We start from the raw sequence: 26,220 nt of genomic DNA, 5'->3' as shown, positions 1-26,220 counted from the left end.
TCACCGACCTCACCGCCGCCCTCACCCTCAACCCCGAGTACGCCTGGGCGTTCGCCGAACGGGGCGAGGCCCACCGCCAGACCGGCCGGCTGGAGGAAGCCGTCGCCGACTTCACCGCCGCCCTCACCCTCGACCCCGCCTATGCCTGGGCCCTCGCCGGGCGCGGCGAGGCGTACCGGCAGGCGGACCTCCCGGAGCAGGCGATCGCCGACCTCACCGCCGCGCTCGCCCTCAGCCCGTCGGACGTCTGGGCGCTCCGCGCCCGCGGCCAGGCCCACCGCCAGGCCGGCCGACCCGACGAAGCCGTGACCGACCTCACCGCCGCCGTCACCCTGAATCCTTCCTACGCCTGGGCGTTCGCACTTCGGGGCGAGGTGCACCGGCTCGCGGGCGACCTGGAGGAGGCGGTGGCCGACTTCGACACGGCGCTCGCGCTCGATCCGGACGACGGCTGGACGCTCGGCTCGCGCGGTCAGGCCCACCGTCAGGCGGGCCACGCGGAGCAGGCCGTCGCCGACCTCACCGCAGCGCTCACCCTCAACCCCGAGTACGTCTGGGCCCACGCCGAGCGGGGCCAGGCGCACCGTCAGGCGGGCCGGTCGGCCGAGGCCGTCGCCGACCTCGCCGCCGTCCTCGCCCTCGATCCCGCCGACACCGCGGTGCGGTGCGCCCTCGTCGCGGCGTACCGGCACGACGGACAGCTCACGGCCGCACGGGAGGCCCTGCGCGAGGTGCCACCGGCGGACGCGGCGACCGCGCCGGTCCTGGCGGAGGAGGCCATGCTGCGGTTGTTCGAGGCGGGGCGGGCGGCCTCGGCCCCCGAGTGGAGCGCCTTCCTCGAAGCCCCGTACGGCGATCCCGAGGACCCCTTCGAGGTGGCGGTCCGGCAGTTCGTCCACGGCCTCGTCCTCGGGGACACCGCTCCGGACGGCCTGGCACGCGCCTTCCTCGCCGTGGCCGGCGCGCGTGCCGTGCTCGCCGACATCCGCCTGTACGTGGCCGAGCTGACCCACGCGGAGCCGCCCGTCTCCGCCCGGGCCGAGGCAGCTCTGCGGCTCCTGGGGTAAGGCGGTAGGGCCGGCGGCGCCGGGCCGGCAGGAGACGGGCGGGGGCCGCGGGCGGGGCGGCGGGAGCAGGGCGGGAACGGGCCGGGCTATCCGACCGGGGCCGGAGCGAGGAGGGCGCCGATCGCGCGGTCCGTCTCGTCCAGGACGCGCCCGCCGGCGGCGAGGGAGTCGTGCAGGAGGACCACCGAGGCGTCCGTGATGCCGCAGAACTCCGAGATGCCGGCCTTGAGCAGGCGGGTGACCGTCACGTCCCAGCCCAGCTCGGCGAACTCCGCCGCCGGGTAGCTGCTCAGCCCGAGCCAGAGCATCCGCTTGGCCGCCAGCCCCGGCCGGCTGCGCCCGTAGGCGAAGCCGTAGTTCCAGACCCGGTCGATCCAGCCCTTCAGGACGGCCGGCGGGCCGAACCACCAGAGCGGGAACACGGGGACGATGACGTCGGCGGCCTCGATCCGCCGCATGTGGGCCCGGACGTCGGCGGAGTAGGTCTTGTCCCGGTGCTGCCAGTCGGGCTCGTCCTCGGGCGTCATCCGGGGATCGAAGCCTTCGGCGTGCAGGTCGAGCAGGTCCACCCGGTAGCCGGCGGCGGCGAACCGGTCTGCGGCCCGGGCGGCCACCTGGGCAGTCAGCGAGTCGGACCGCGGATGGGCGAGGACCAGCAGGACCTGCGGTCGGCGGCTCTCCGGCAGGGCGCCCCCGGAGACCTCGCCGTCCTCGCCTGCGCGGCGGGCTGCGGAGTCGGCACGGTGGAGCGCGGGGTCGGTGACGAGGTCGAGGACGGGGTCGGCGACGGGGTGGGTCACGGCTCGGGTCACGGTGCTGCTCCTCGGGAAGTCGGGCGGCCGGGCGGGAGGTCCCGCAGGGGGCCTGTCCCGGACGCTGTCGCGCGGGCGGTCGTCCGGCGGGCCCCGGTGGGCTCCGCCGTTCACGGGAATCACCCTGCCGGGCCGCGCGCACGGACCGCTCACGGCCTGCGCACGAGCGGCGCCCCGCCTGCCGTCCGCCGCCGGAGCGGCCACCCGCCGTGCACGCCCCGCCCGCCGGTACCGGACCGGCACCGCCTAACGTGGCGTCATGCGCTTCGACCTGCTCGGCCCCCTGCGGATCCGCACCGACGACGGCTCGCCCGTCACCGTCCGCGAACCGAAGGTCCGGGCCCTGCTCGCCGATCTGCTCGCCCACCACGGGCGACCGCTCCCGGCCGACCGGCTGGTGGAGGACCTCTGGGAGGACCGGCCGCCGGGCAACCCGGCCAACACCCTCCAGACGAAGGTGTCGCAGCTGCGCCGCGCCCTGGAGCAGGCCGAACCCGGAGCCAGGGCCCTGGTCGCCCTGACGCCGGCCGGCTACACCCTCCAGGTGGCCGACGAGGCCGTGGACACGGGGCGGTTCGCCGGGCTGACCGCCCTGGCCGAGCAGGCGCACCGGGCGGGGAACCGGACCGGGCGGGCCCGGCTGCTCGGGGAGGCGCTCGCCCTGTGGCGCGGCCCGGCACTCGCCGAGTTCCGCGACGCGACGTTCGCCCGGGCCGTGGCGGTCCGCCTGGACGAGCAGTACCTGACCGCCCTGGAGGCGTCCGCCGAGGCCCGCCTCGACCTCGGCCAGCACCGGGAGCTGGCCGACGAGTTGGCCGCCGCGGTGGCCGAACACCCGCTGCGCGAGCGGCTTCGGGGGGCCCACCTGCGCGCGCTGTACCGGGCGGGCCGGCAGAGCGAGGCGCTCGCGGGGTTCGCCGAGATCAAGGCGCAGCTGGCCGAGGAACTGGGCCTGGACCCGGGGCCCGAACTCAGCGGCCTGCACACCGCCCTGCTGCGGCAGGACCCGTCGCTGGGGGTACCGGCCGCCACCGCGGGCAGCGCGCCCGCGCCGCCGGAGCACGGCGAGGCCCACCTGCCGGCCCCGGTCACCGCCCTGGTCGGCCGGGCGGCGGACGCGGCCCGGGTCCACCGGCTGGTGCGGGACGGCCGGCTGGTCACCCTGGTCGGGCCGGGCGGGGTCGGCAAGACCCGGCTCGCCCTGGAGGTGGCCGCCCAGGCGTCCGGCGACCACGCCGACGGCGTCCGGTTCGTCGAACTCACGCCGCTCGCCGGTGACCTGGCCGCGGCCGTCGCCGCCGCACTCGGCCTCCGGGAGGACCACGCCGCCGGATCGGCCGCCGACCGGCTGGCGCGCGCCCTGCGGGCCCGGGACCTCCTGCTCGTGCTGGACGGCTGCGAGCACCTCGTCGACCAGGCCGCCGACCTCACCGCGCACCTGCTCCGGCACGCCCCCGGCCTGCGGGTGCTGGCGACCAGTCAGGAACCTCTCGCCCTGGACGGCGAGTCCCTCCACCTGGTCCGGCCGCTCGCGGAGAGCGACGCGATCGCGCTGTTCACCGCCCGTGCGCGGGCCGCCGCACCGGACTTCGCACTCGGGCCCGCCACCGCCGACGCGGTCGCCGCGATCTGCGCCCGGCTGGACGGGATCCCACTGGCCCTCGAACTGGCCGCCGCCCGGGTGCGCGCGCTCGGCGTGCACAGCATCGCCGCGCGCCTGGACGACCGGTTCCGGCTGCTCACCGCCGGCCGCCGGGACGCCCCGGCCCGCCAGCGCACGCTCCGCGCCGTCATCGACTGGAGCTGGGAGCTGCTCGGCGACGAGGAGCGCACGCTGCTGCGCCGGCTCGCCGTGTTCGCCGGCGGTTGCACGGCCGACGCCGCGCAGGAGGTCTGTGCCACGCCCGGCCCGCAGCCGGCCGACCTGCCCGCGTCCGCCGTCCTGGACACGCTCGGCCGGCTGGTCGACCGGTCGTTGGTGTCCGTGAGCGCGGGCACGGCGGGCCCGGGTTCCGGGGGTGCGGGTTTCTCCGGCCCGGACGGGGAGGACGGCGGCCCCCGGTACCGGCTGCTGGAGTCCATCGCCGCGTACGGGCTGGAGCGGCTGGAGGAGGCGGACGAGACCGCCGCCGTCCGGCGTCGCCACCGTACGTACTGCACCGAGCTCGCCGAGCACACCGGCAGGCTGCTCCACGGGCCCGGCCAGCACGCCGCGCTGGACCGCCTCGACCGGGAGAACCCCGACCTGTGCGCCGCCCTCGGCGACGCCGTCGAGCAGCGCGACACCGCACTGGCGACCCGACTGGTGAACGCGCTCACGTGGTACTGGTTCCTGCGCGGCCGTCCGGCCGAGGCGCACCACCGGCTGACCACCGTGCTGGCCCTCGCCGGGCCCGCCGACGCGGCCCGCGCCGCCGCACTGGCCCGCCGGGAGGCCTTCGCCCTGCTCACCGGTGAGGCCGAGGCCGCCCGGGGCCCCGGTCAGGGCGCCGGTCAGGGCGCCGGTCGGGGCCTTGCGCCTGACGAGGCTCCGGCGGACGCCGGTGCCGTCGGCACCGAGCACGGCGACGGCACCGGCCACCCGGCCGAGGCCCGGGCCCGCTGGCTGCTGGGATTCGCCCGCTGCGGCTTCGGCCGCTCCGGCACGGGAGGCACCGAGACCGTCCGTCTGCTCGCGGAGTTCCGCCGGACCGGGGACCGCTGGGGCGAGGCAGCCGCCCACGCCACCCTGACGGCGCAGGCCGGCTACCGCGGCGACCTGCCCGCCGTCCGCCACCACGCCACCGAGAGCGCAGCGCTGTTCGCGGAACTCGGCGACGGCTGGGGCCGCCTCCGGGCGACCGAGCACCTCGGTGTGCTCGCCGAGATCGCCGGTGACTACGACCGGGCGCGCCGGCTGCACGCGGAGGGTGTCCGGCTGGCGGAGGAGCTGAGGCTCTGGACCGACCTGTCCTTCCTGCTCTCCCGGGCGGGCCGGATCGCCCTGCTCACGGGGGACCTCGACGCCTCCGCGCGACTGCACGAGAGGGCCCGGACGCTCGCCGTCGAGCAGTCGCACCGACCGGCCCAGCAGTTCGCCGACATGGGTCTCGCCCTCACCGCCCGTCGCCGGGGCGACCTCGAAGCCGCGGAGGTACTGCTCCTCCCCTGGCTCGCCTGGAACCGCGAACAGGGCGTGGACGCCGGCACCGCTCTGATCCTGGCGCAGCTCGGCTTCGCCGCCGAGCAGCGGGGGGACGCCGGGCGCGCGACCGGTTTCCACCTGGAGGGACTGCGCACCGCCGAGCGGACCGGGGACGTCCGGGCGGTGGCCCTCGCCCTGGAGGGGCTGGCCGGCGCCCGTTCCCTCGGCGCGCCCTCGGTCGCCGGGTCCGCCACCGGGCAGGACGAGCAGGTCGGGCACCGCGAGCACGCCCAGTACGCCGAACACGCAGCCGAGCTCCTCGGCACCGCCGCCGAACTGCGCCGCTCGGTCGGCTCCCCGCTGCCCGCGGCCGAGCGTTTCGACACCGACCGGATCGGTGCCCGCGCCCTCGGCGCCCTCGGCGCGGAGGGCTTCGCCGCCGCCCACGCCCGGGGCGAACGGACACCGGTGGCCGACCACCCGGCCCGCTTCGCCCCGTTCGACAGCCCGGCGAGCGGCCTCCCGGCCCGGTGAATCGAAATCGGACTTTCGTGCTGTTTCTGCCCCTTCGGGCACAGGTTTTCTGAAAAATTACGAACCAAAACGATCATCTGGATAGATTCATAGCCGACTGCCGAGCCGTCATTCGGGGCACCCGTCTGCCTCCGTCCGACGGGTCGTCACGTCGGCCGTGCCCGTTTTCACCCGCTCCACACCCCGAGACAGGACACCCATGCCGAACGCCCGACCCGCCGTCACCCGGCGCACCCTGGTCACCGCGATAGGCGCCACGGCCGCCGCACTCGCCACCGCGAACGCCGCGAACGCCGCCACTGCGAGCACCCCTGCCACCGGTTCCCCGGCCGGCACGCCGGCCGCCCCGGCCTCGAACCCCGCCCGTACGGTCACCACCCCCGCCACCCGGGCCCGGTCCGCAGCCGGCGGGGCAGCCGCCGACGTCCGCGCGGAGTTCCCGATCCGCTACGTCGGTGTCAGCTGGGACGGCCCCCGGCGCGGCGCGGCCATCCGCCTCCACCACGACGGCACCGGGCCCGGCGCCTGGAAGCCGCTGACCGCCGGCTGTGCGGGCGGCCCGGACCCGGTCGGCCACTCGGACCTCGCGACGGCGGCCGCCCCCGCCGCCACCGTGCTCGTCGCCGCCGACGGCGCGGTCGGCTACGAGCTGCGCCTGCCCGACGGCGCCGCCAACCTCCGCTCCGCGGCAGTCGACACCACCCACGGTCCGGTCCGCAGCGCCTCGATCTCCCCCAGCGCTCCCACCACCTTCTGCGGCGTGCAGTACCTGCCGCGCGCCGCGTGGGGCGCCGACGAGTCCAAGCGATTCAAGAACGGCGCCGAGAACTCCCCCGCCAAGTACTACCCGCTGCAGACCCTGACGGTGCACCACACCGACACCCCGAACGCCGACGCCGACCCGGCGGCCACCGTGCGGGCGATCTACGAGTACCACGCCATCACCCTCGACTGGGGCGACATCGGCTACCACTTCCTGATCGACGAGGCCGGGCGGATCTACGAGGGCCGCTGGTCCGGCGAGGACGGCATCCCCGGGCACGACGCGACCGGCAACGTGGTCACGGCCTTCCACACCGCCGGGTTCAACTCCGGCAACCTCGGCATCGCCCTGCTCGGCACCCTCACCGGCCAGGAGCCCACCGCGCAGGCGCGGCACTCGCTCACCCTGCTGCTCGCCCTCGCGGCCGGTACGCACGGTCTGAACCCGCAGGCTCACGTCACCTACGTCAACCCGGTCAACGGTGTGACCAAGCCGGTCGACATGATCAGCGGCCACCGCGACTGGCTGGCCACCGAGTGCCCCGGCGGCGTCACGTACGCCACCCTTCCCGCCCTGCGCGCCGACGTCGCCGCCCGTATCGGCTCGGGCAGCTGACCTCCGGCAGGTGACGTCCGTCAGGTGACGTCCGACAGCTGACTTCCTGCTGCTGACTTCCTGCAGCTGACCTCCGGCTGCCGGTGGCACCGGGTACCCCCCGGGGCCACCGGTGGCCTGGCGGCACACCCGCGCAGGGACGCCGTTCAGGCGTGCTCGACGCCGGCCGCACCGCCGAGGCCCAGGAGCCCGACCGCCTGTTCGCGCATCTCCACCTTGCGGACCTTCCCGGTCACGGTCATCGGGAACTCGTCGACCAGGTGCACGTAACGCGGCACCTTGTAGTGCGCGATCCGGTCGGCGCAGTACTCCCGCAGGACCTCGGCCGTCAGCTCCGGCGCACCGGGGCGCGGCCGGACCCAGGCCATCAGCTCCTCCCCGTACCGGGCGTCGGGCACGCCGATCACCTGGACGTCCAGGATGTCGGGATGAGTGTGCAGGAACTCCTCGACCTCGCGCGGGTAGATGTTCTCGCCGCCCCGGATGACCATGTCCTTGAGCCTGCCGGTGACGGTGAGGTAGCCCTCCTCGTCCATCGCCGCGAGGTCACCGGTGTGCATCCAGCCGTCGGCGTCGATCGCCTCCGCCGTCCGGTCCGGCTCCTCCCAGTAGCCGAGCATCACCGAGTAGCCGCGGGTGCAGAGTTCGCCGGGGGTGCCGCGCAGGACGGTCGTACCGGTGTCCGGGTCGACCACCTTGACCTCCAGGTGCGGGCCCACCCGGCCGACGGTGGAGACGCGCCGCTCCAGCGGGTCCTCCGCGCGGGTCTGGGTGGAGACCGGTGAGGTCTCGGTCATGCCGTAGCAGATGGAGACGTCGCGCATGCCCATCCGGTCGACCACCTGCTTCATCACCTCGGTCGGGCAGGGCGATCCCGCCATGATCCCGGTCCGCAGGCTGGACAGGTCGTGGTCGTCGAAGCCGGGCTCGCCGAGTTCCGCGATGAACATCGTCGGCACGCCGTAGAGCGAGGTGCACCGCTCGGCGGCCACCGCGCGCAGGGTGGCGGCGGCGTCGAAGGCCGGCGCCGGGATCACGACGCAGGAACCGTGCGAGAGGGCCGCCAGGTTGGCCATGACCATCCCGAAACAGTGGTAGAACGGGACCGGCACACAGATCCGGTCCGCCTCCGAGTAGCCGCATGCCTCCCCGACGAAGTAGCCGTTGTTGAGGATGTTGTGGTGCGAGAGCGTGGCGCCCTTGGGGAAGCCGGTGGTGCCCGAGGTGTACTGGATGTTGATCGGATCGTGCGGTCCGAGCTCCGCGCCGATCGCCGACAGCCGGGCCCGGTCCCCGCGTCCGCCGGCCGCCGACAGCTCGTCCCAGTCCGCCGAGCCGATCAGCAGCACGTCCCTCAGCTCCGGACAGCGCGGGCCCGCCTCCGCCAGCATCGCCGCATAGTCGGAGGTCTTGAAGCGCGGCGCCGCGACGACCGTCCGGATCCCCGACTGGCGCAGCACGTACTCGACCTCGTGCACCCGGTAGCCCGGGTTGACGGTCACCAGGACCGCGCCGATCCGCGCGGTGGCGTACTGCACGAACACCCACTCCGCGCAGTTCGGGGCCCAGATCCCGACCCGGTCGCCCGCCGTCACGCCCAGCCCCACCAGACCCAGCGCGACCCGGTCCACCTCCGCCGACAACTCCCGGTACGTCCACCGCCGTCCGCCCGGCACGTCGACCAGGGCCTCCCGCTCCGGGAAGGCCCGCACGGCGCGGTCGAGGGCGGCACCGATCGTGTGGTCCAGCAGCGGCGTGGAGGCGCTGCCGGCACTGATGCTGGGAGACGGCGAGGTCATGGCGAGGGCTCCTGGACTCGTCCGGGCACAGGGCGACCGAGTCTACGCAGACCGCCCCACCCCGTCACCCGTCCGGACAGCGGTCCTTCGGGCCCGGGACCGGGGGCCACCGCCCGGACCCTCACAGGTCTGAGGTGCCGGGGAAGGCCCGGACGGGCCGAGGATGGTCGGCGGGCGAGGGCGGGCTCTCCGGGCGGGGCCGTCCGGCCGTCGTCGTCCGGGCGGGGACACACCTGCCGGCAGCGCACCGGAGAGTCGGGACCGTGGGGAGAGGGACCGTGGAGCGAACGACGGGAAGTACGTCGGGGCGAACGGCGTACCGGCGGGGCCTGCCGGGCGTGTTGCTGCCGGTGCTGCTCGCGGTGCTGGCCCTGCTGGGCGGGGCGGTCCCGGCCGGGGCCTCCCCCGCGCAGGGGCGGGCCCCGGCCGACACCAGGCCGATGTTCCAACTGCCCTTCCCGTGCGGCACCGTGTGGCAGTTGAACACCTGGGGGCACGACCCCGCGCTGGACATGGTGGTCGAGCACAACACCGGCTCCGACGGGCTGCCGATCCTCGCCTCGGCGGCGGGCACCGTCTCCGCCACGTACTGGCACAACGGCTCGGGCAACACCGTCCAGATCAACCACGGCAACGGCTGGTTCACGGCCTCCTACCACCTCAAGGACGGCCCGGCCGCGTACGTGCAGAAGGGCGACCCGGTGACCCCGTCCACCGTGATCGGGCGGATCGGCACCACGGGCAACTCCGGCTGGCCCACCTGCATGACGAGCAGCGCCACCTGACCACCGGTGGTGACTTCACCGACGAGAGCCACGGGGTGCCGGCGAGGTTCGACGGCGTCGAGTACGCGGGTGCCGCGCGGGAGTGGCCGAGCGTGACCAGCCGCAACTGCTCCCCCGGCCCGTCCGACGCCTGGCAGGACTGCCCGGCGGGCTGGGTCTGCTTCTACTCCGGCACGGACGGCACTGGCACCGTCTGCCGTACCGACGTCGACGTGCCCTCCAGCTCCTGCGGACTGCGCCGGTCGTTCTTCAACAACGGGAATCCGCAGCCGGGTTACGACCACGTGCAGGTGTACTTCCGGGAGGGCGGGAGCCAGTGCCTGCACTTCGGCCCGACCGACGGCCGCGGCAACCTGCCGTCCGGCGGGCGGACCGTCGACCGGATCGAGTGGCGCGGCGAGTGCTGACGACCGCACGGTGGGACCGGCTCCGGCGCGGACGGCTACGGTCACCCGGAGGACGGAGCGACCGGGATACTAGCTGATCGAGCGTCAAAAACGGTCGAGAAAAGGCACTTTCAACGGAAGTTGGCCCTCTGCACCTACCTTCTCCCGGCTGTCCGGGAGAAGGTACTGTGTCATGCACAGTATCATCGTGGTTCCGACGGCGGCCGACCCGTCCGCCCAGATTCGGCTGGCGCCCGGCGACACGCTCCACTTCGGCCGCAGCGCCCCCGCCGACCACCGCCGGCACCTCCTGCTCCCCCACGCCGGTGTCTCCCGCTCCGCCGGGGAGATCACCTGCGTCGGCACCTTCTGGTCGCTGAGCAACTTCAGCCCCTCCACCACCTACGTGGTCGAGAACCCCGAGGGCGCAGGTGAGCACATCAAGGTCGCCCCGGGCCGGGTCGAGGCGCCCGTCCCCTTCGAGTTCGCCCGGATCGTCCTGCCGGCCGGGGGCGACCTGCTCGGCCTCGACGTCTGGGCGCCACGCCACGAGTACGTCGAGTTCGGGGCGCCCGACGGCCCCGACGGACCGGACGACGCCGGCGGCCAGGGCGACCGCGGCGGTACGCCCACCGTGGTGGCCTTCCCGCTCGACCGCACCAAACGCTACTTCCTCGTCCTCACCGCCCTGTGCGAACCCCGGCTCCGCGGACGGCCACACGCGCCGCTGCCCACCGTCGAACAGGTGGTGACACGGTTGCGGCCGATCTGGCCCGAGGTCAACCGGGCGGCGGTGCAGTGGAACATCGGCTATCTCGCCGTCAAACTCCGCCTGCGCGCCGCACCGGACACGGCCGCCGCCGACCCGGACGGCCCGGGCATCCGGCTGAACGGGAAGAAGGACGCGCTCGTGTCGCTGGCGCTCCGCTTCGACCTGGTCCGCGAGGAGCACCTCGCCGCCCTCGCCGCCCCGGTGACGGGCAGGCCCCGCCGATGAGCGGGCCGGAGCAGCACCCGGCACTCACCCGCTCGGCGTCCTCCGGGTCGCTCAGCGTCCCGTCCGGCTACCGGGTCGGCCCCTGGGAGGTCGGCGAGCCGCTGGGCGCGGGCGGTCGGGCGGCAGACTCCGGTAGTACGCGCAGCGCGCGGATCAGCAGCTGCTCCGCGCGCTGCCACACGTCCAGCTCGCCCTCGGTCGGCCTGCGGACCGGACCGGCCGCACCGCCCCCGGCCGGCGCCGGGTCGGCCGCACCCCAGAGCCAGCCGCCGACGGCCAGCAGCGCCACGGCGGAGGCGAGCGCCGACAGCCGACGTGCGGCCGGGCGGTGGCGCCTCGACGCGACGCGCTCGTCCGCGCCGTCGGGCGACGCGTCCGCCGCCGTCCTCTCCCGTCCACCGAACACGCCCATCGGGCCGTCCCTCTCACCGTGCGGTCACTGCTGCCAGCGGCCATACAACCCGGGGCGCGCGGCGGCGTGAATCTGTGAAGAGTGAGGTTGACGGCGGCCCGCCGGTGGGCGGGCACAGGTCTCGGCGAACGGCTCCGCGCAGGCCGCCTCCACGCAGGACGACCGGCGCGGGACGACCGACCCGGGAGGGACGGCACGGGAGGGACGGCGAACGACGAAGGCCCCGACCCGCCGGTGGGCGGGTCGGGGCCGCGCGCCGGTCAGGCGCGCGCCGCGCCCTCCGTCGCTCCCGCCCGCTCCCCGCCGGCCGCGTCGACGCCCGGATCGGAGGCTGCCCGTCCGCCCGCGTCGTCGCGCGACACGGGGATGGTCGCGGCCACCGCGGCGGCGCCCAGCGCGACACCGCAGCCGATCAGCAGGCCCACCCGGAAGCCGGCCTCGGACGGCAGCGTGTGCCCGCCCACGGTGGTGTTCAGCTGCGCGAGGACCACGCCCACGACGGCGGCCGAGAGCGAGGTGCCGAGCGAGCGCATCAGGGTGTTGAAGCTGTTCGCCGAGGCCGTCTCCGACAGCGGCACCGCGCTCATGATCAGCGCCGGCATCGCGCCGTACGCGAGGCCCACCCCGGCGTTGCAGACCAGCGTGACCACCAGGACGCCCCAGGTGGAGCCGATCAGCACCATCGAGAGGCCGTAGCCGGTGGCGATCGCCAGGGCGCCGGCGACCAGCGTGAACTTCGGACCGCGGGCCGCGGAGAGCCGCCCGCCGAGCGGCGAGACCGCCATCATCATCAGGCCCGAGGGCGCCATCCACAGCCCCATGGCCAGCATCGACCGGCCCAGGCCGTAGCCGGTGGCCTCGGGCAGCTGGAGCAACTGCGGGATGATCAGTGCCTGCGCGTACATGCCGAAGCCGACCAGGACCGACGCCGCGTTGGTCAGCAGCACGCGCGGGCGGGCCGTCACCCGGAGGTCGACCAGCGGCTCGACGATGCGCAGCTCCCAGCGGCCCCAGGCGAGAAGCAGGAGGACGGCCGCACCGAACAGGCCCAGCGTGAGCCCGTCGGTCCAGCCCCAGTCACCGCCCTTGGAGACCGGCAGCAGCAGGCAGACCAGCCCGGCCCCCAGGCCGATCGCGCCGACCAGGTCGAAGCGTCCGCCCGCCGGGCGGACGGCGGGGGCCGGGACGAGGAACCAGATCATCGCGGTGATCGCCACGGTGAGGGCGGCGGCTCCCCAGAACAGCACCCGCCAGCTCGCGTACTCGGCCACCGCGGCCGAGATCGGCAGCCCGAGACCGCCGCCGATGCCCATGGAGGCGCTGACCAGGGCTATCGCCGAGCCGAGCCGCTCCGGCGGCAGGACCTCGCGGAGCAGGCTGATGCCGAGCGGCACCACGCCCATCCCCACGCCCTGGAGGCCGCGTCCGACGATCATCGGCAGGACGGAGGAGGTGAGCGCGCAGATCACCGAGCCGACAAACAGGGGAACGCAGCAGGCCAGCAGCATCCGCCGCTTGCCGAGCAGGTCACCCAGCCGCCCGCTGACCGGCACGAACACGGCCGCCGACAGCAGGGTCGCCGTGATCACCCAGGTGGCGTCGGACGGGGTGGTGTTCAGCAGCCTGGGCAGCTCGCCGATCAGCGGGGTGACCAGCGTCTGCATGATCGCGGCCACGGTGCCGGTGAGGGCTAGCGTGGCGACCACACCGCCGGTCCGGGTGGTGGCCTGGGGGCCGTCCATGGGGATCTCCTCGGGAACTCGGTGGGGCGGACGCATGGACGCACACGCCTCGACCTATGCATGGTACACATCATATGTATCGTGCACATTCACCGACCGGTGCACACCCTGCGATACTGGACCGACGCCGCAGGTCAGAGCTGCACGGAACCGACGGGAGGACGGCATCATGGGCGGCCCCACGGACGACGTCGCGTTCGAGTACATGGTGCTCAGCCGACACCACTACCTGAGCCCCTCCGGCGCCCGCCCGCAGGGCAGCCGGCTGGACCGGTCGGCGTACATCCTGCTCAGCCGGATCGGCATGCAGGGTCCGATGTCGATCGGCGAGCTCAGCGACGCGTTCGGACTCGACGCCTCCACCCTCAACCGCCAGACCGCCGCGATGACACGCGCGGGGCTGGTCGAACGGATCCCCGACCCCGACGGCGGGATGGCCCGCAAGTTCCGCGTCACCGAGGAGGGCCACCGTCGGCTCGAAGAGGACCGCGCGGCCCACGCACAGGCCCTCGATCTGGTGATGGCCGACTGGTCCGCCGAGGACGTCGCCGCCTTCGCCACCTACCTCCAGCGGTTCAACACCGACATCGAACGCCTCGACGGGCGCCCCTGGCCCCGCACCCAGGCTCCGTCCGCACGGGACCGGTGAGATCCGCCGGAGGGGTGCCACCGGGGCGGCACGGAGTGAGTCCGCCCGCAGAACAGCACCCGCCGGTGATGGCCCGTGAGTGTGCGTCTCGGGTCCGGCGGGCGCTCGTTCGTAGGCTACCGGGACACGGCCGACGGGCCGGGGATTCGTGCCCACCGCAGGACGAGCGTGTCACCTGCGGCGGGCAGCGCTCAGATCTGCCGCTCCGGATCGGAGAAGGTGAGGCCTCCGGCGGCGAGCGAGCGCCGGGCCGGGGCAGGGGCGGGCACGGCCTCGCCGGGCGGCTGGCGGAAGTCCGCGCCCTGCTCGACCGGAAGCAGCCGGCGCCCACCCGGCTGGGCGGGCACGGGAGCATCGGCGGCGGGCTCGGAGAAGGCGGGCAGCCCGAGGCTGCGACGGTCAGGGTTCATGGCCCCCAGTCTCGCAGCCCGTGCGGGTGCCGCAGGCCGGAGCGCTGTCACCGGTGGTAACAGTCTGACCCTCATCGTGAGGACCACGGGGCCGCCCGCGCGTTTCGGCTCCCCCGCGCACCGCCGTCGAGCCCCTGCCACCGCCGCCCGGCCCGGGGACGTACGGCCGCGCCCCGGGTGGCGTGGGAGGCTACCGGGGCACACCGCCACGCCCGACCAGGAGCCGACACCATGGACCGCCCGCAGGCCGCCGCCTTCCGACTCGACGCCACCGCCTCCGGGCACCCGGCCGGCATCCTCGACGCCGCCGAGCAGGCCGAACGGCGGGGCATGGACCGGCTGGTCGTCTCCGAGACCGCCTACGACCCGTTCCTCCAGCTGGCCCGCGCCGCCGACCGCACCAGCACCGTCGAGCTGGCCACCGGCGTCGCCGTCGCGCTCGCCCGGACCCCGATGACGCTCGCCTACCAGGCCTGGGGCCTGCACGCGGCCTCCGGCGGACGGGCCGTCATCGGCCTCGGCTCCCAGGTCAAGCCGCACATCGAGAAGCGCTTCGGCATGCCCTGGGACCGGCCCGCCGCCCGGATGCGGGAGTACGTCCACGCCGTGCGGGCGATCTGGCAGAGCTGGCAGACCGGTGAACGGCTGCGCTTCCGCGGCGACTTCTACCGGCACACGGTGATGACCCCGGTCTTCTCCCCCGATCCGGTCCCGGCGGGGGTGCCCCGGATCCTGCTGGCCGGCGTCGGTCCGCTGATGGTCCGCACCGCCGGGGCCGTCGCCGACGGCTTCCTCAGCCACCCGTTCACCTCGGTCGACTACCTCACCGGGCAGGTGCTGCCCGCCCTCGCCGAGGAGCGCGGCCGGGCCGAGGCCGAGGGGGCGGCCTGGACCGCCCGGCCGTTCGAGGTCGTCGGCAACGTGCTCACCGCGACCGGCCGCACCGAGGAGGAGCTGCGGACCAACCTGGCCGGCGTCCGCGAGCGGCTCGCCTTCTACGCCTCCACTCCCGCCTACCGGCCGGTGCTGGCCCAGCACGGTTGGGAGGACCTCCACGAGGAACTGCACCGGCTGTCGGTGCGCGGACGCTGGCAGGAGATGCCCGGGCTGATCGACGACCGGGTCTTCGACACCTTCGCCGTCGCCGGCGAGGTCGGGCAGGTGGCACGCGAGATCCACCACCGGTACGCGGGACTGGCCACCAGGATCTCGGTCAGCCTGCCGGAGGACGCCGCGCCGGAGCTGGGCCTGGACGTGCTGGACGCCCTGCGCGAACTGGGCCGACCCGGGCCGGGCGGCACCCGCGGGCGCCGTACCGGCCTCGGTTAGGGTGGGCCGCGATCCGTACGGCAGAGCAGGAGGAACAGGCGATGGCGCAGCGGACGGACCATCAGAACGACCGGTACCGGGTCCTGTTGGCCGAGCTCTGGGCGACGTGGGCCGAGCGGGGGGCGGCCCTGGACGCCGAGCAGTGGGGGCGGGCCACCCGGCTTCCGGGCTGGTCGGTGCGCGAGCTGTACGCCCACGTGGCGCCGACACCCGGGCTGTTCACCCGGATGCGGGAGGCCGTGGTCGACCGGCCGGCGACCGTGGCGCACGGCTCCGCCGTCCTGCGTGCGTACAACCGGCCCGACGGCGTGGCGCACACGGCGGCCGATCTCGTCGCCGATGACGCGCGGGAGCTGGCGGCGGCGGTCGGAACCGGCGCCCTGGTGGCCCGTTTCGCCACGGAGGGGCCGAAAGCGCTGGACGGGATCGCGGACCTGGCTCCGACGACCGTGATCGCCCACCCCCTCCTCGGTACGGCCACGCTGGGCGCCCTCGCCGAGGTCGCGGTGATGGAGGCGACCGTCCACCTGCTCGATCTCACGGCGGCGATCGGCGGCCCGCCGCCGCCGGACGGTGCGCTGCAGGCCGCCCGCGTGCTGCTGGCGGAGGTCGCCGATCCGGTGGAGTTCATCGAGGCCGCGGCGGGGCGGACCCGTACGGCGGTCCTTCCGGTCATCCGCTGAGCCTCGGCCGGCGCACGGCGCTCGGGCCGGCCCGGCCCGGCCCGGGCGCGGTCAGTGGCCGTAGTGGTACGGCGTCGCCGTGGTCAGGGCCGCGAAACCCAGGCGCTCCAGGATCGGCCGGCTCTGCGGCGAGGCGTCCACCCGCAGGTACGCGTACCCGAGTTCGTCCGCGAGCCGGGCCCGGTGCGCGACCAGCGCGCGGTAGACGCCACGGCCCCGCCACGCCTCGACCGTGCCGCCGCCCCAGAGGCCGGCGAACCCCGTGCCCGGGTGCAGCTCCAACCGCGCCGCGCTCACCGGCACCTCGCGGCCGTCCACCTCGGCGAGGGCGAGGTGGATCCGCAGGGTGTCCGGGGACTCGGCCAGCTGGGCCAGGATGCGGCGGCGCAGGCGCGAGCCGTCCGCACCGAAGGCCTGTTCGTGGACGGCCACGACCTGATCCACCCCGGCCTCGTCGGTGACCTCGCGCAACGTGATCCCGTCGGCGCCCGGCCGTCCTGCTCCGGCCGGCCCGGCGAGCAGGTCGGCGACCCGCGCGACCATCAGTGTCTCGGGTTCGTCCGGGGTGAACCCGGCGGCGAGCAACCGGTCCCCGAGGTCGGCCGGGCGGTCGTGCCCGTACAGCGTCCACTCGAAGTCCTGGCCGAGCGCGGTGAAGTAGGCGATCTGGTCGGCGACGACGCGGTCGACGCGGTCGGCGTCCTCGGCGGTGCCGACACCGGCGCGGGTGCCCAGGTCCGACCAGAGCACGCCGTTCCACACGCTGTCCGGGCCGCTCTGCCGCACCACGGCGCCGACGTGCTCGACGCGTGCCGCCGGGGACTCGGGCTGTGCGCCGCGCCGCATGTGCTCGTCGACCAGGGCAAGAAGTTCTTCATGATCCATAGCGACACAGCCCATCACTGCCGAGCTTCGGTGGCAATCGACCTAGGGTTCCCGGGAGGCGATGACGCTACGGAGTCGGGCGGAGCGATCAGGGCTTCACGGGAAAACCGGACACGCTGTTTGGTTCTGGTGCCTCGGCGACGTCGGTTGCCGTCTCCTCCGCAGCGGCCGGATCCGCGGCCGCCATCTCCGCGACGACCCGCGCGCCCCGGTCCGCCGCCAGGTCGAGCGAGGCCAGGACGCCCGGGACGGCGATGCTCGGCATCAGGTGCCGGTACAGCGTGGCGACCCGGACGGCGAGGTCCGCGCGTCCGGTGAACCGCTGCGACTGGAGCTGCACCCCCACCCAGGACGCCGTCATCAGCGCGGCCGTGTCGGCCGGCACGACGTGCGGCAGCAGCTCGCCTCGCTCCCCCGCGGCCACCAGCAACCGCTCCAGGCGCGCTATCCACCCGGGGGCCGCGTCGACGCCGAGACTGCCGTCCGCCCCTTGGTCCACCGAGAGCCTCACACCGGCGCTGAGCATCGGGTCGGTGGGGATCAGGTGGGTGACGACCATCCCCGTGTCCACGAACTCCTGAAGCTTGCAGGCCCGCTCGGGAACGGCCTCGCTGGCGTACTGCGCCTCAATGACGCCCTGGGCCAGCTCCCGTTTCGACGCGAAGTGGAAGTAGACGGCGCCCCGGGTCACACCCGCGCGGGCCACCACCTCGCCGATGGTCGCCCCCTCGTAGCCGGACTCGTCGAACACCGAGGCCGCCGCCTCCAGAATCAGCCGCCGCGTCCGCAGCGCCCGCTCCTGTCGCGCCATCACGACCACTCCCACCCAGGAAACAAAACCAAACAGCCCGTATCTTACCCGGCCGCCGATGCCGCCCACGGGCACGCCACCAGGGCAGCGGGCAGCGGCGCCGCACACTCAGCGTCAGAGAATACCGACCATGCGGTCCGGTATGAACGGTGAGACTTCCTCCCGTCGACCGCAAGGTGAACTCCCCGCCGGGGCGGACCGGGCGGCGGCGGACGACCGGGCCTGATCGGGACCGCCCGCGCCCGTCACCCCAGGACGGCGACCGCCTCGACCTCCACGAGCTGGTCGTGGTACCCGAGGACGGTGACCCCGACCAGGGTGCTCGGCACGTCGTGGTCGCCGAGGTACTCGCGGTAGACCTCCCAGACCGCCACCAGATCGCTCTGCCGGGCCGAGGCGACGTACACCGTGGTGCGGACCAGGTCGGTGAGCGCCGCTCCCTCGTCCTCCAGCACGGTGATCAGGTTCCGCATCACCTGGTGGGTCTGACCGGCGTGGTCGCCCACCGCGACGGTACGGCCCTCGGCGTCGAGCGGGCAGGCCCCGGCCAGCCAGAGCGAGCGGACCGGCGCATCGACCGCCGCCGCGTACGCGTAGTCCACGGCCGGGGTGAGCCGGTGGTTGCGGATCAACTTGACGGCGCTGCTCACGAAGTCCTCCGAAGTGGTCGCGGGTGATGCCGCGCCCATCGTTCGCACGCCGCCCACGGGCCGTCAATCGATTAACGAGGCCGACCCGGACGGCCGCGGACCCGTGTCCGGAGAATTCACCGTTCCGGGTGATGGCGGGTCGCGGCCTCCGGCCGGGATCCTGGTGGCCCGCCGACGACCGAGGAGGCTCTCGTGCTGTTTCCGCCGCCGACACCGGAATTGGGCCGCCGCCGCGTCCTGGGGCTGGCGCTGGGGGCCGGCGTCGCGCCCGCCCTGGGCGCCGGGACCGCGTCCGCCGCGGCCCCTCCCGCCCGACCCGCCCCCGTCCGACCCCGTGCCGACTCCCCCGAGCAGGCCCTGGGGCGCCGGGTGGCCACCGTGGCGACCGCGCAGATCGGAGTGCCGTACGCCTGGGGCGGCGGAGACCGGCTGGGCCCGACCCTCGGCTTCTGCGACGAGGAGAACGGCTACCTCGACGGCCGGTGCCTCGGCGAGAGCACCGTCGGCTTCGACTGCAGCGGCCTGGCGCTGTACTGCTGGTACCGGGCGAGCGGCGGTGCGGTGGAGCTGGCGCACTACACCGTCGCCCAGTACCACCGGTCCGCTCCGGTGGCACGGGCCGACCTGCTCCCCGGAGACCTGCTCTTCTTCTCCCGCCCGGGCGCGCCGCTGCACCACGTCGGCCTCTGGGCCGACGACGGCGCGATGATCCACGCCGAGCGCACCGGCACGCTGATCGCCCGGGTCGAGGGCGTGCTCGACCTGCCGCGCTGGGCCGGCGAGTTCGCGGGCGCCCGCCGCCCGCTTCCACTCGGGTAGGGCCGCCCCGCCCGGCCGTCGGGGCGAACGCGGCGGCCCGTCGTGAACCCGGCCGAGCAGGGCGCGGCGCACACCGACCGCCCGGGCCGGGGCCCGGGCGCCGAAGCGGGTGCGGGTCCGTCAGCTGCGGAAGAACCGGAGGTCGCAGACGGCGTCGGTGTAGGCCCGTCCGAGGTCGTCCTCGGCGGTGGCGTGGCCGACGACCGCGGCGCAGTACCGCGTGTCGGGGACGGGCAGCGGGCGGTGGACGGCGGGAGCCGCCGGGGCGGCGACGGCCGCGGCCGTGAGGGTCAGGGCGGCGGTGAGGGTGGCGACGGTGAGCCTGGGGGCGAGGCGCATGGGGGTACCTCCCGGTGCACGGGGACGGGGTCGGGGACGTCGGCGGCCCCGGACCCGGGCCGCCGGCCCCCATCGAACGGCGGGCCGGCCGTACGGGCGGGCCGACACACCGCACACCTCTGCTAGTCATATGTGTACGACCGCACCGCGGCCGGCCCGTCCGCCGCTCGCCCGCGCGGCCGAGACCCCGTCACGGGCCGGTACCCGGTACCCCGCCGGGCCTCCGGCGGGGTACCGGGCGCCGGCGGCCTCGTCAGCCGCCCGACTCCCGGCCCGCGGGCTCCTCGTCCCACAGGTCCAGGCTGCACGCGCCCACCAGAGCGCCGATCCGGGACAGCGCCTCGGCGGCCGGCAGCGGATCGAGCCGCCGCCCGTCCCGCAACCGCAGGGCGACGAGGTCGTCCGCCGCCTCCCGCGGCCCGATGACCGCCAGGTACGGGGCCGGCAGGGCCGCACGGATCCGGGCGCCCAGGCTCCCCCGGTCGGGCCCGGCGACCTCGGCGCGCAGCCCGCGGTCCAGACACCGCGCGCGGAGCCGCTCGGCCTGCTGCCGCTCGCCCTCGGAGAGCGGCAGCAGGACCAGCTGGGTCGGGGCCAGCCAGGCCGGGAAGGCCCCGCCGTACAGCTCGATCAGGTGCGCGACCACGCGCTCGACGCTGCCGATCACGCTGCGGTGGACCATCACCGGGCGGTGCCTGGCACCGTCCGGGCCGATGTACCGGAGCCCGAACCGCTCCGGCTGGTGGAAGTCGATCTGCACGGTGGAGAGGGTGGACTCGCGGCCGGCGGCGTCGGCGATCTGGACGTCGATCTTCGGGCCGTAGAACGCGGCCTCGCCCTCCGCCGCCTCGTACGGCACCCCGGAGCGCTCCAGCACCCCGGTCAGCAGCGCGGTGGCCCGCTCCCACAGTGCGGGATCGGCCACGTACTTGCCGCCCGCGCCCGGCAGGGAGAGGCGGTAGCGGACCGGCCGGATCCCGAGCGCCCGGTACGCGTCCCCGATCAGCTCCAGTGCGGCGACCGCCTCGTCGCCCGCCTGCTCGGGGGTGCAGAAGACGTGCGCGTCGTTCAGTTGGATCGCCCGGACCCTGGTCAACCCGCCGAGCACACCGGACGGCTCGGACCGGTACATGCCGCCCAGCTCGGCGATCCGCAGGGGGAGTTCACGGTAACTCCGGGCACGGGAACGGTAGATCAGCGCGTGGTGCGGGCAGAGGCTGGGCCGCAGCACGACCTGCTCGGCTCCCAGGTCCATCGGCGGGAACATGTCCTCGCGGTAGTGCTGCCAGTGACCGGAGATCTCGTAGAGCTCGCGCTTGCCCAGCACCGGCGAGTAGACGTGGCGGTAGCCGGCCCGGCGTTCCCGGGCACGGACGAACTCCTCCAGGGTGTGCCGGATCTCGGCCCCGTCGGGCAGCCAGTACGGCAGTCCGGCCCCGATGAGCGGGTCGGTTCCGAAGAGTTCGAGCTCGCGGCCCAGCCGCCGGTGGTCGTCGGCACGATCACCGGTCACGGGGCCGCTGCTCGCGGCGTGGGCGTGGTCGGGCACGGAGGTGCGGTTCATGGCGGCGGTCTCCACTCGGATCTGCGGGCGAGTGGACCGGTACGACGAAGCCCCGGGGCACTCGCCCCGGGGCTTCGGACTAGGTCAGCAGTCAGCGCACCGGGACTCTCTCCGGCGTCGTCGTGAGGACGGCAACAGCGCGCTTCATGTGTTCCACGGTAGCAGGGGCCCCGGACGGCGGCGAGCGGCTTTCCGCCCGCCGCCCTGTGCCGGACCTCACCGGACCTCACCGGAGGACGACGCACCCGCGTTCGGCCAGGGCCCCCAGCACGCGGGCCGCGGGCCCGAGGTCGTTCCACCGCAGGTCGAGCTTCTCCAGGGCAGGCAACTCCGCCAGCCAGTCCGGTAGTTCGGTGATCAGGTTGGCCCGCAGGTCGAGCCTGCGCAGCAACGGCAGGCCGGCCAGCGCCACCGGGACGGCGGCGAGGGCGTTCTCCCGGAGATCGAGTTCACGCAGTTCACCGAGCCCGGCGAAGGACGGCGGCAGGGTGGTCAACGCATTCCCCCGGAGCCAGAGTTCACGCAGGGCGCGGAGTCCTCCGAGCGAGCCGGGCAGCGAGGTGAGCCGGTTGTGCTGGGCGCGGAGTTCGACCAGGCCGGTCAGCTCTCCGAGGCTGTCCGGCAGCCGGTCGATCCGGTTCTCGCCGACGTTGAGGTAGCGCAGTGCGGTGAGCCGGCCGAGTGCCGCGGGGAGGCCGGTGAGCGCGTTGTCGTGCAGGTAGAGGAAGTCCGTGAGCCCCGCGAGGTCGCCGATCTCCTCGGGTACGGCGGTGAGCCGGTTGTGGCCGAGGTCGAGGGTGCGAAGTCTCCCCAACCGTCCTACGGTGGGCGGCAGTTCGGCGATGCCCGTCTCGGCGAGGATCAGGACCGTCAGGTCGGTGCGGTCCCAGACTTCCTCGGGCACCGTGCCGAGGGGCTGTCGCCAGAGGTTGAGGGTGGTGTCGGTCACCCGGTCATTCTCCCGCGCGTCCGGGTGCGGGCGCTTCAGGGGCGGGCGTTCCACAGCCCCGCGGCGATCTCGGCGTCGGCGAGCGTACCGGCCGGCGTGCCGCTGTGGACGACGACCCGTCAGTCCGGCCACGCGCCAGGGGGTCCGACGCTCCCGGGAGGACTCAGGAATCCAGTGAAGTCAAGGCTTTCGTTCGGAGGGGATCCACCGCATAGTGGTGCGCCGGACCGAGAGGAGGACCTGTCTTGTCGCAGGTCAATGACAGCACCGTGCGTGTGGTGGAGGCCGAGCGGGCCGAGGTGTCGGCCGTGTACGGGCTGCTCGACGAACGCCTCGCCGACGCGCGGGCGCGGTTGGCGCAGGTACTCACGGCGGCGCCCGGCAGCGCGGGCGAGGTGCATGAGCGGGAGCTGGCCGCACACCGGTGGGCCGCCGAGGCGCGCCGGCTGGAAGGCGCGGCGGACGGACTGGTCTTCGGCCGGATCGACGCCGGGGACGGCTTCGCGCTGCGGATCGGACGGATCGGTCTGCACGTGGAGGACGCCGATCTCCCGGTCCTGGTCGACTGGCGGGCGGACGCCGCACGGCCCTTCTACGTGGCGACGGCCGTCCACCCGATGGGCCTGCGGCGCCGCCGCCATCTGCGGACGGCCGACCGCACCGTCGTCGGGGTGAGCGACGAGCTGCTGGACGGGTCCTCGCCCACCGAGGAGGACGTGGTCGGCGACAGCCCGCTGACCGAGGCGTTGCAGGCGCGGCGGACCGGCCGGATGGGCGCGGCGGTCGCCACCCTCCAGGCCGAGCAGGACGCGATCGTCCGCTCCGCGAACCGGGGGGTGACGGTGGTGCAGGGCGGACCCGGCACCGGGAAGACGGTCGTCGCCCTGCACCGGGCCGCCTACGTGCTGTACGCGTTCCCGAGGGCCGCGGAGCGCGGTGTGCTGGTGCTCGGGCCGAACACGCGGTTCCTCGACTACATCTCGCAGGTGCTGCCCTCGCTCGGCGAGAACGACGTCGTGCTCGCCACCTGCGCCGACCTCGCCGGGATCCGGCCGGCGACCGCGGACGGTCCGAGCGGCACGGACGCCACGGACGCCACGGACGTGGCCCGGCTGAAGGGCGGCGCGGAGCTGGCCGACGCGCTGGCGGAGCTGGTGCGCTCCCGGCAGGCCCCGGAGGGCGGCTTCACCGTACGGTCGGGCCAGGAGTGGGTGGAGCTGACGGAGCAGGAGGTCGCCCGGTCCCGGGAGGTGGCCACCCGCACCGGCCTGGGCCACAACCAGGCCCGACAGGTGTTCAAGGAACAGCTGGTCGACGCCGTCACGGATGCGCTGGAGCGGGGTACCGAGGCGGTGCTGGACCTCATCGACGCCCAGGTCGCCGAGCTCACCGGCATCAACCTGGACCGGACCGCCGCCGCGGACCTGCGCCAGCTCGGCCTCGACGGGCCGCCGGTGGTCGACGCGACCGACGTGTTCGACCCCGACGCCGTCCGGGGCGCCCTGCTGGACGACCTCGGCGTCGAACGGGCGGTGGAGGAGCTCTGGCCCCGCCTCGGGGCCGAGGACCTCGTCCGGGAGCTGCTGGACCGGCCCGACGTGACGGCCCGCTACCTGCCACGGCTCACCGCCGAGGAGCGGGGCCTCCTGCGACGGAGCCCGAACGCACCGTGGACCGCCGCCGACGTGCCGCTGCTGGACGAGGCCGTCTGCCTGCTCGACGGGCCGCCGCAGCGCACCTACGGCCACGTGGTGGTCGACGAGGCCCAGGAGTTCACCGCCATGCAGTGGCGGATGGTGGCCCGTCGGTGCCCGGCGCGGTCGATGACGCTGGTCGGCGACTTCGCGCAGGCGGGCCCGGCGACGACCGCGCGGGACTGGGAGGAGGCGCTGACCCCGCAGCTCGGCTCACGGTTCACCCTAAACACCCTGACCGTCAGCTACCGCACCACCGAGGAGATCCTCGCCACCACCCGCGAGCTGCTGGCCCGGATCGCCCCGGGCCAGCAACCGAGCCGGTCGATCCGTCACGGCGAGGCTCCGCGTACGGTCGTCACGGCGCCGGACACGCTGGCCGCCGCGGTCCTCGGGGAGGTCAACGCCCAGGCCCGGGAGCACCCCGGCGACCTGGTCGGGGTGGTCTGCGCCGACGACCGGGTCGCGGAGCTCGCCGCCGTCCTGCCCGGCCCGGTCCAGCTGGTGCCGGCCTCCCAGGCGCGGGGTCTGGAGTTCGACGGTGTCGTGGTCGTCGATCCCACCGGGATCACCGGGGCGCACCCCGGCGGGGAGCGGGACCTCTACGTCGCCCTGACCCGGGCCACCAAGCGCCTCACCACGATCACCGCAGTCGCCGCCGGCCCCACGGCGGCCGGCACCGAGACCGCAGGTGTGGAGACCGCGGGCGCCGGGTCCTCCGGCGTCGCCGTGTCGCGGGACTGAGCCCGGGATCCGGGCGGGGCCGCCCCGGGATCAGGCCCCGCCTGATCCCGGGGCTCCCGGGCCCGGGTCTCGTCCCGGATCCGGGACGAGACCCGCAACCGGATCCGGAATCACATGTTGATCATGTGCCCGGCCAGCCCGTGGATCGCCTCCTTGACCGCCTCGCCGAGGGTCGGGTGGGCGTGGACGTTGCGGGCCACCTCGTGCACGGTGAGGTCCCACTGCTGGGCCAGGGTCAGCTCCGGCAGCAGCTCCGTGACCTCGGGCCCGATCAGGTGGGCGCCGAGCAGCTCGCCGTGCTTGCCGTCGCTGATGACCTTGACGAAGCCGATCGGGTGGCCGAGGCCGTGGGCCTTGCCGTTGGCGGTGAACGGGAACTTGGCGACCTTGACGTCGTGGCCGAGCTCGCGGGCCTGCACCTCGGTGTAGCCGAAGCTGGCGATCTGCGGCTGGCAGTAGGTGGCGCGCGGGATCATCGCGAAGTCCAGCTCCATGGTCTCCGCACCGGCGATGGTCTCGGCCGCGATGACGGCCATCGCCTCGGCGGCGTGGGCCAGCATCAGCTTGGCGGTGACGTCACCGATGGCGAAGATGTGCTCGACGTTGGTCCGGCCGCGCCCGTCGACGGCGATCGCACCGCGCTCGGTGAGCCTGACGCCGGTGTTCTCCAGGCCGTAGCCGTTGACGCGCGGCGCGAAGCCGATCGCCTGGAGGACCTTGTCGGCCTCCAGGACCTTCTGCTGCCCGTCCTTCGCGGTGACGGTGACGCGGACCTTGGCCGCCGGGTCCTTGTCGTCGATCGAGTCGACGCGGGTGGAGGTGAGCACCTCGATGCCGAGCTTGCGGTACTGCTTGGCGAGCTCGGCGGAGACCTCGGCGTCCTCCAGCGGCACCATCCGGTCGAGGAACTCGACGATGGTGACCTTCACGCCGTAGTTGTGGAGCACGTAGGCGAACTCGACGCCGATCGCGCCCGCGCCCGCGATGACGATGCTGCCGGGCAGGTCCTCGGTGAGGATCTGCTCCTCGTAGGTGACCACGCGGTCGCTGAGGCCGGTGCCGGGGAGCAGCCGGGTGGAGGCACCGGCGGCGATGATGCAGTGGTCGAAGGTGACGATCTCGAAGCCGCCTCCGTTCAGCGCGACCTGGAGGGTGCGGTCGTCGACGAAGGTACCGCGGCCGTCGTACTCGGTGATGCCGTTCTTCTTCATCAGGTAGTGGACGCCCTTGACGCGGCCGTCGGCGACGGTGCGGCTGCGCTTGAAGGCCTCGCTGTAGTCGAAGGTGACCTGGCCCTCGATCCTGATACCGAAGGTCTTGGCCTCCTTGGTGACGATGTGCGCGAGCTCGGCGTTGCGCAGCAGTGCCTTGGAGGGGATGCAACCGACGTTGAGACAGACCCCGCCCCAGTACTTCGACTCGATGACGGCGGCCTTCAGGCCGAGCTGGGTCGCGCGGACGGCCGCGGTGTAGCCGCCGGGGCCCGCGCCGAGGACGACGACGTCGTAGTGCGTGCTGCTCATGGTGCTGACTCCTCCGAGGGTGTCACGGTGAGGTGATCTCCGTGCCATGGTGTCAGGCGCCCCGGCGGCTCACCCATCGGGCCCCGACCGGCGCCCCGGGCGGTGGGGCGCCTGCGGCCGGGGCGCCCACGACCC

Annotated in this window: 23 protein-coding genes; 11 read left to right on the top strand and 12 right to left on the bottom strand. The window is 74.5% G+C overall.

The window, feature by feature from the left end:
• On the top strand, positions 1-1,067 hold a 1,067-nt coding region (locus PUR61_RS04420), incomplete at its 5' end, for a tetratricopeptide repeat protein (protein ID WP_329875816.1).
• A gap of 86 nt (positions 1,068-1,153) precedes the next feature.
• Here PUR61_RS04420 and PUR61_RS04415 read toward each other — a convergent pair.
• On the bottom strand, positions 1,154-1,879 hold the full coding sequence (locus tag PUR61_RS04415; protein ID WP_329875815.1) for an NAD(P)H oxidoreductase: 726 nt from the start codon (positions 1,877-1,879) through the stop codon (positions 1,154-1,156).
• Positions 1,880-2,138: 259 nt separating this feature from the next.
• Between PUR61_RS04415 and PUR61_RS04410 the strand changes: the two genes are divergently transcribed.
• Both PUR61_RS04410 and PUR61_RS04405 read left to right on the top strand, forming a co-directional pair.
• Positions 2,139-5,537, top strand: a complete 3,399-nt coding sequence (locus PUR61_RS04410) for a BTAD domain-containing putative transcriptional regulator (RefSeq protein WP_329875814.1) — start codon at positions 2,139-2,141, stop codon at positions 5,535-5,537.
• A gap of 199 nt (positions 5,538-5,736) precedes the next feature.
• Entirely contained in the window at positions 5,737-6,915 is a 1,179-nt protein-coding gene (locus PUR61_RS04405) for an N-acetylmuramoyl-L-alanine amidase (RefSeq protein ID WP_329875813.1), read from the top strand.
• 146 nt (positions 6,916-7,061) lie between these two features.
• Here PUR61_RS04405 and PUR61_RS04400 read toward each other — a convergent pair whose 3' ends face one another.
• The gene (locus tag PUR61_RS04400; protein WP_329875812.1) at positions 7,062-8,714 is read right to left on the bottom strand and encodes an AMP-binding protein; all 1,653 of its coding nucleotides are present in this window, start codon (positions 8,712-8,714) and stop codon (positions 7,062-7,064) included.
• A gap of 278 nt (positions 8,715-8,992) precedes the next feature.
• Between PUR61_RS04400 and PUR61_RS04395 the strand changes: the two genes are divergently transcribed.
• The 3 genes from PUR61_RS04395 to PUR61_RS04385 all read left to right on the top strand — a co-directional run bounded on the left by PUR61_RS04395 (position 8,993) and on the right by PUR61_RS04385 (position 10,882).
• Positions 8,993-9,499: a M23 family metallopeptidase gene (locus tag PUR61_RS04395; RefSeq protein ID WP_329875810.1), complete on the top strand. Its 507-nt coding sequence runs from the start codon at positions 8,993-8,995 to the stop codon at positions 9,497-9,499.
• Positions 9,500-9,534: 35 nt separating this feature from the next.
• Positions 9,535-9,906: a peptidase inhibitor family I36 protein gene (locus PUR61_RS04390; RefSeq protein ID WP_329875808.1), complete on the top strand. Its 372-nt coding sequence runs from the start codon at positions 9,535-9,537 to the stop codon at positions 9,904-9,906.
• Positions 9,907-10,078: 172 nt separating this feature from the next.
• Positions 10,079-10,882: an FHA domain-containing protein gene (locus PUR61_RS04385; protein ID WP_329875806.1), complete on the top strand. Its 804-nt coding sequence runs from the start codon at positions 10,079-10,081 to the stop codon at positions 10,880-10,882.
• Between the two features lie 67 nt (positions 10,883-10,949).
• On the opposite strand, the gene PUR61_RS04380 is transcribed toward PUR61_RS04385, so the two are convergent.
• Both PUR61_RS04380 and PUR61_RS04375 read right to left on the bottom strand, forming a co-directional pair.
• Entirely contained in the window at positions 10,950-11,294 is a 345-nt protein-coding gene (locus PUR61_RS04380) for a hypothetical protein (RefSeq protein ID WP_329875804.1), read from the bottom strand.
• 260 nt (positions 11,295-11,554) lie between these two features.
• A complete protein-coding gene (locus PUR61_RS04375) occupies positions 11,555-13,036 on the bottom strand; it encodes an MFS transporter (RefSeq protein ID WP_329875802.1) in 1,482 nt (493 codons plus the stop codon).
• A 169-nt stretch (positions 13,037-13,205) separates the two neighbouring features.
• Here PUR61_RS04375 and PUR61_RS04370 point away from each other — a divergent pair, with 169 nt between their 5' ends.
• Positions 13,206-13,685, top strand: coding sequence for a MarR family winged helix-turn-helix transcriptional regulator (locus PUR61_RS04370; RefSeq protein WP_329875800.1), 480 nt, complete (start codon positions 13,206-13,208; stop codon positions 13,683-13,685).
• 191 nt (positions 13,686-13,876) lie between these two features.
• Here the strand turns inward: PUR61_RS04370 and PUR61_RS04365 are convergent, their stop codons facing one another.
• Complete coding sequence (locus tag PUR61_RS04365; RefSeq protein ID WP_329875798.1) at positions 13,877-14,095, bottom strand: hypothetical protein; 219 nt, start codon at positions 14,093-14,095, stop codon at positions 13,877-13,879.
• 231 nt (positions 14,096-14,326) lie between these two features.
• Between PUR61_RS04365 and PUR61_RS04360 the strand changes: the two genes are divergently transcribed.
• Positions 14,327-15,424 carry a TIGR03617 family F420-dependent LLM class oxidoreductase gene (locus PUR61_RS04360; protein WP_329875796.1) on the top strand — a complete coding sequence of 366 codons (1,098 nt, stop codon included), beginning with the start codon at positions 14,327-14,329 and terminating at the stop codon, positions 15,422-15,424.
• A gap of 41 nt (positions 15,425-15,465) precedes the next feature.
• Positions 15,466-16,107 (top strand): maleylpyruvate isomerase N-terminal domain-containing protein, encoded by a 642-nt coding sequence (locus PUR61_RS04355; RefSeq protein ID WP_329875794.1) that lies wholly within the window; start codon positions 15,466-15,468, stop codon positions 16,105-16,107.
• A 51-nt stretch (positions 16,108-16,158) separates the two neighbouring features.
• Here the strand turns inward: PUR61_RS04355 and PUR61_RS04350 are convergent, their stop codons facing one another.
• The 3 genes from PUR61_RS04350 to PUR61_RS04340 form a co-directional block, all read right to left on the bottom strand.
• On the bottom strand, positions 16,159-16,992 hold the full coding sequence (locus tag PUR61_RS04350; RefSeq protein ID WP_329875792.1) for a GNAT family N-acetyltransferase: 834 nt from the start codon (positions 16,990-16,992) through the stop codon (positions 16,159-16,161).
• Between the two features lie 88 nt (positions 16,993-17,080).
• A complete protein-coding gene (locus PUR61_RS04345; RefSeq protein ID WP_329875790.1) occupies positions 17,081-17,803 on the bottom strand; it encodes a ScbR family autoregulator-binding transcription factor in 723 nt (240 codons plus the stop codon).
• A gap of 245 nt (positions 17,804-18,048) precedes the next feature.
• Positions 18,049-18,453, bottom strand: a complete 405-nt coding sequence (locus PUR61_RS04340) for a RidA family protein (protein WP_329875788.1) — start codon at positions 18,451-18,453, stop codon at positions 18,049-18,051.
• Between the two features lie 192 nt (positions 18,454-18,645).
• Here PUR61_RS04340 and PUR61_RS04335 point away from each other — a divergent pair, with 192 nt between their 5' ends.
• Positions 18,646-19,272 (top strand): C40 family peptidase, encoded by a 627-nt coding sequence (locus PUR61_RS04335; protein WP_329875786.1) that lies wholly within the window; start codon positions 18,646-18,648, stop codon positions 19,270-19,272.
• 120 nt (positions 19,273-19,392) lie between these two features.
• Here PUR61_RS04335 and PUR61_RS04330 read toward each other — a convergent pair whose 3' ends face one another.
• The 3 genes from PUR61_RS04330 to PUR61_RS04320 all read right to left on the bottom strand — a co-directional run bounded on the left by PUR61_RS04330 (position 19,393) and on the right by PUR61_RS04320 (position 22,124).
• Entirely contained in the window at positions 19,393-19,611 is a 219-nt protein-coding gene (locus tag PUR61_RS04330; protein ID WP_329875784.1) for a hypothetical protein, read from the bottom strand.
• Positions 19,612-19,864: 253 nt separating this feature from the next.
• Positions 19,865-21,175, bottom strand: coding sequence for a threonine--tRNA ligase (gene thrS / locus PUR61_RS04325; protein WP_329875782.1), 1,311 nt, complete (start codon positions 21,173-21,175; stop codon positions 19,865-19,867).
• 226 nt (positions 21,176-21,401) lie between these two features.
• Positions 21,402-22,124 (bottom strand): leucine-rich repeat domain-containing protein, encoded by a 723-nt coding sequence (locus PUR61_RS04320; RefSeq protein ID WP_329875780.1) that lies wholly within the window; start codon positions 22,122-22,124, stop codon positions 21,402-21,404.
• Between the two features lie 245 nt (positions 22,125-22,369).
• Between PUR61_RS04320 and PUR61_RS04315 the strand changes: the two genes are divergently transcribed.
• Positions 22,370-24,562: a HelD family protein gene (locus PUR61_RS04315; protein WP_329875778.1), complete on the top strand. Its 2,193-nt coding sequence runs from the start codon at positions 22,370-22,372 to the stop codon at positions 24,560-24,562.
• 110 nt (positions 24,563-24,672) lie between these two features.
• Here PUR61_RS04315 and lpdA read toward each other — a convergent pair whose 3' ends face one another.
• Positions 24,673-26,085 (bottom strand): dihydrolipoyl dehydrogenase, encoded by a 1,413-nt coding sequence (gene lpdA, locus PUR61_RS04310; protein ID WP_329875776.1) that lies wholly within the window; start codon positions 26,083-26,085, stop codon positions 24,673-24,675.
• Positions 26,086-26,220: the final 135 nt, after the last annotated feature.

Source organism: Streptomyces sp. BE20 (assembly GCF_036322525.1).
Lineage (GTDB): Bacteria > Actinomycetota > Actinomycetes > Streptomycetales > Streptomycetaceae > Kitasatospora.
This window is presented reverse-complemented; position numbering and strand designations above follow the sequence as displayed.

Coding starts and splice junctions, on each gene's coding strand:
- PUR61_RS04410 (WP_329875814.1), top strand. CDS start 2,139: ATGCGCTTCGACCTGCTCGGCCCCCTGCGGATCCGCACCGACGACGGC.
- PUR61_RS04405 (WP_329875813.1), top strand. CDS start 5,737: ATGCCGAACGCCCGACCCGCCGTCACCCGGCGCACCCTGGTCACCGCG.
- PUR61_RS04400 (WP_329875812.1), bottom strand. CDS start 8,714: ATGACCTCGCCGTCTCCCAGCATCAGTGCCGGCAGCGCCTCCACGCCG.
- PUR61_RS04385 (WP_329875806.1), top strand. CDS start 10,079: ATGCACAGTATCATCGTGGTTCCGACGGCGGCCGACCCGTCCGCCCAG.
- PUR61_RS04380 (WP_329875804.1), bottom strand. CDS start 11,294: ATGGGCGTGTTCGGTGGACGGGAGAGGACGGCGGCGGACGCGTCGCCC.
- PUR61_RS04375 (WP_329875802.1), bottom strand. CDS start 13,036: ATGGACGGCCCCCAGGCCACCACCCGGACCGGCGGTGTGGTCGCCACG.
- PUR61_RS04370 (WP_329875800.1), top strand. CDS start 13,206: ATGGGCGGCCCCACGGACGACGTCGCGTTCGAGTACATGGTGCTCAGC.
- PUR61_RS04365 (WP_329875798.1), bottom strand. CDS start 14,095: ATGAACCCTGACCGTCGCAGCCTCGGGCTGCCCGCCTTCTCCGAGCCC.
- PUR61_RS04360 (WP_329875796.1), top strand. CDS start 14,327: ATGGACCGCCCGCAGGCCGCCGCCTTCCGACTCGACGCCACCGCCTCC.
- PUR61_RS04355 (WP_329875794.1), top strand. CDS start 15,466: ATGGCGCAGCGGACGGACCATCAGAACGACCGGTACCGGGTCCTGTTG.
- PUR61_RS04350 (WP_329875792.1), bottom strand. CDS start 16,992: ATGGATCATGAAGAACTTCTTGCCCTGGTCGACGAGCACATGCGGCGC.
- PUR61_RS04345 (WP_329875790.1), bottom strand. CDS start 17,803: ATGGCGCGACAGGAGCGGGCGCTGCGGACGCGGCGGCTGATTCTGGAG.
- PUR61_RS04330 (WP_329875784.1), bottom strand. CDS start 19,611: ATGCGCCTCGCCCCCAGGCTCACCGTCGCCACCCTCACCGCCGCCCTG.
- thrS (WP_329875782.1), bottom strand. CDS start 21,175: ATGAACCGCACCTCCGTGCCCGACCACGCCCACGCCGCGAGCAGCGGC.
- lpdA (WP_329875776.1), bottom strand. CDS start 26,085: ATGAGCAGCACGCACTACGACGTCGTCGTCCTCGGCGCGGGCCCCGGC.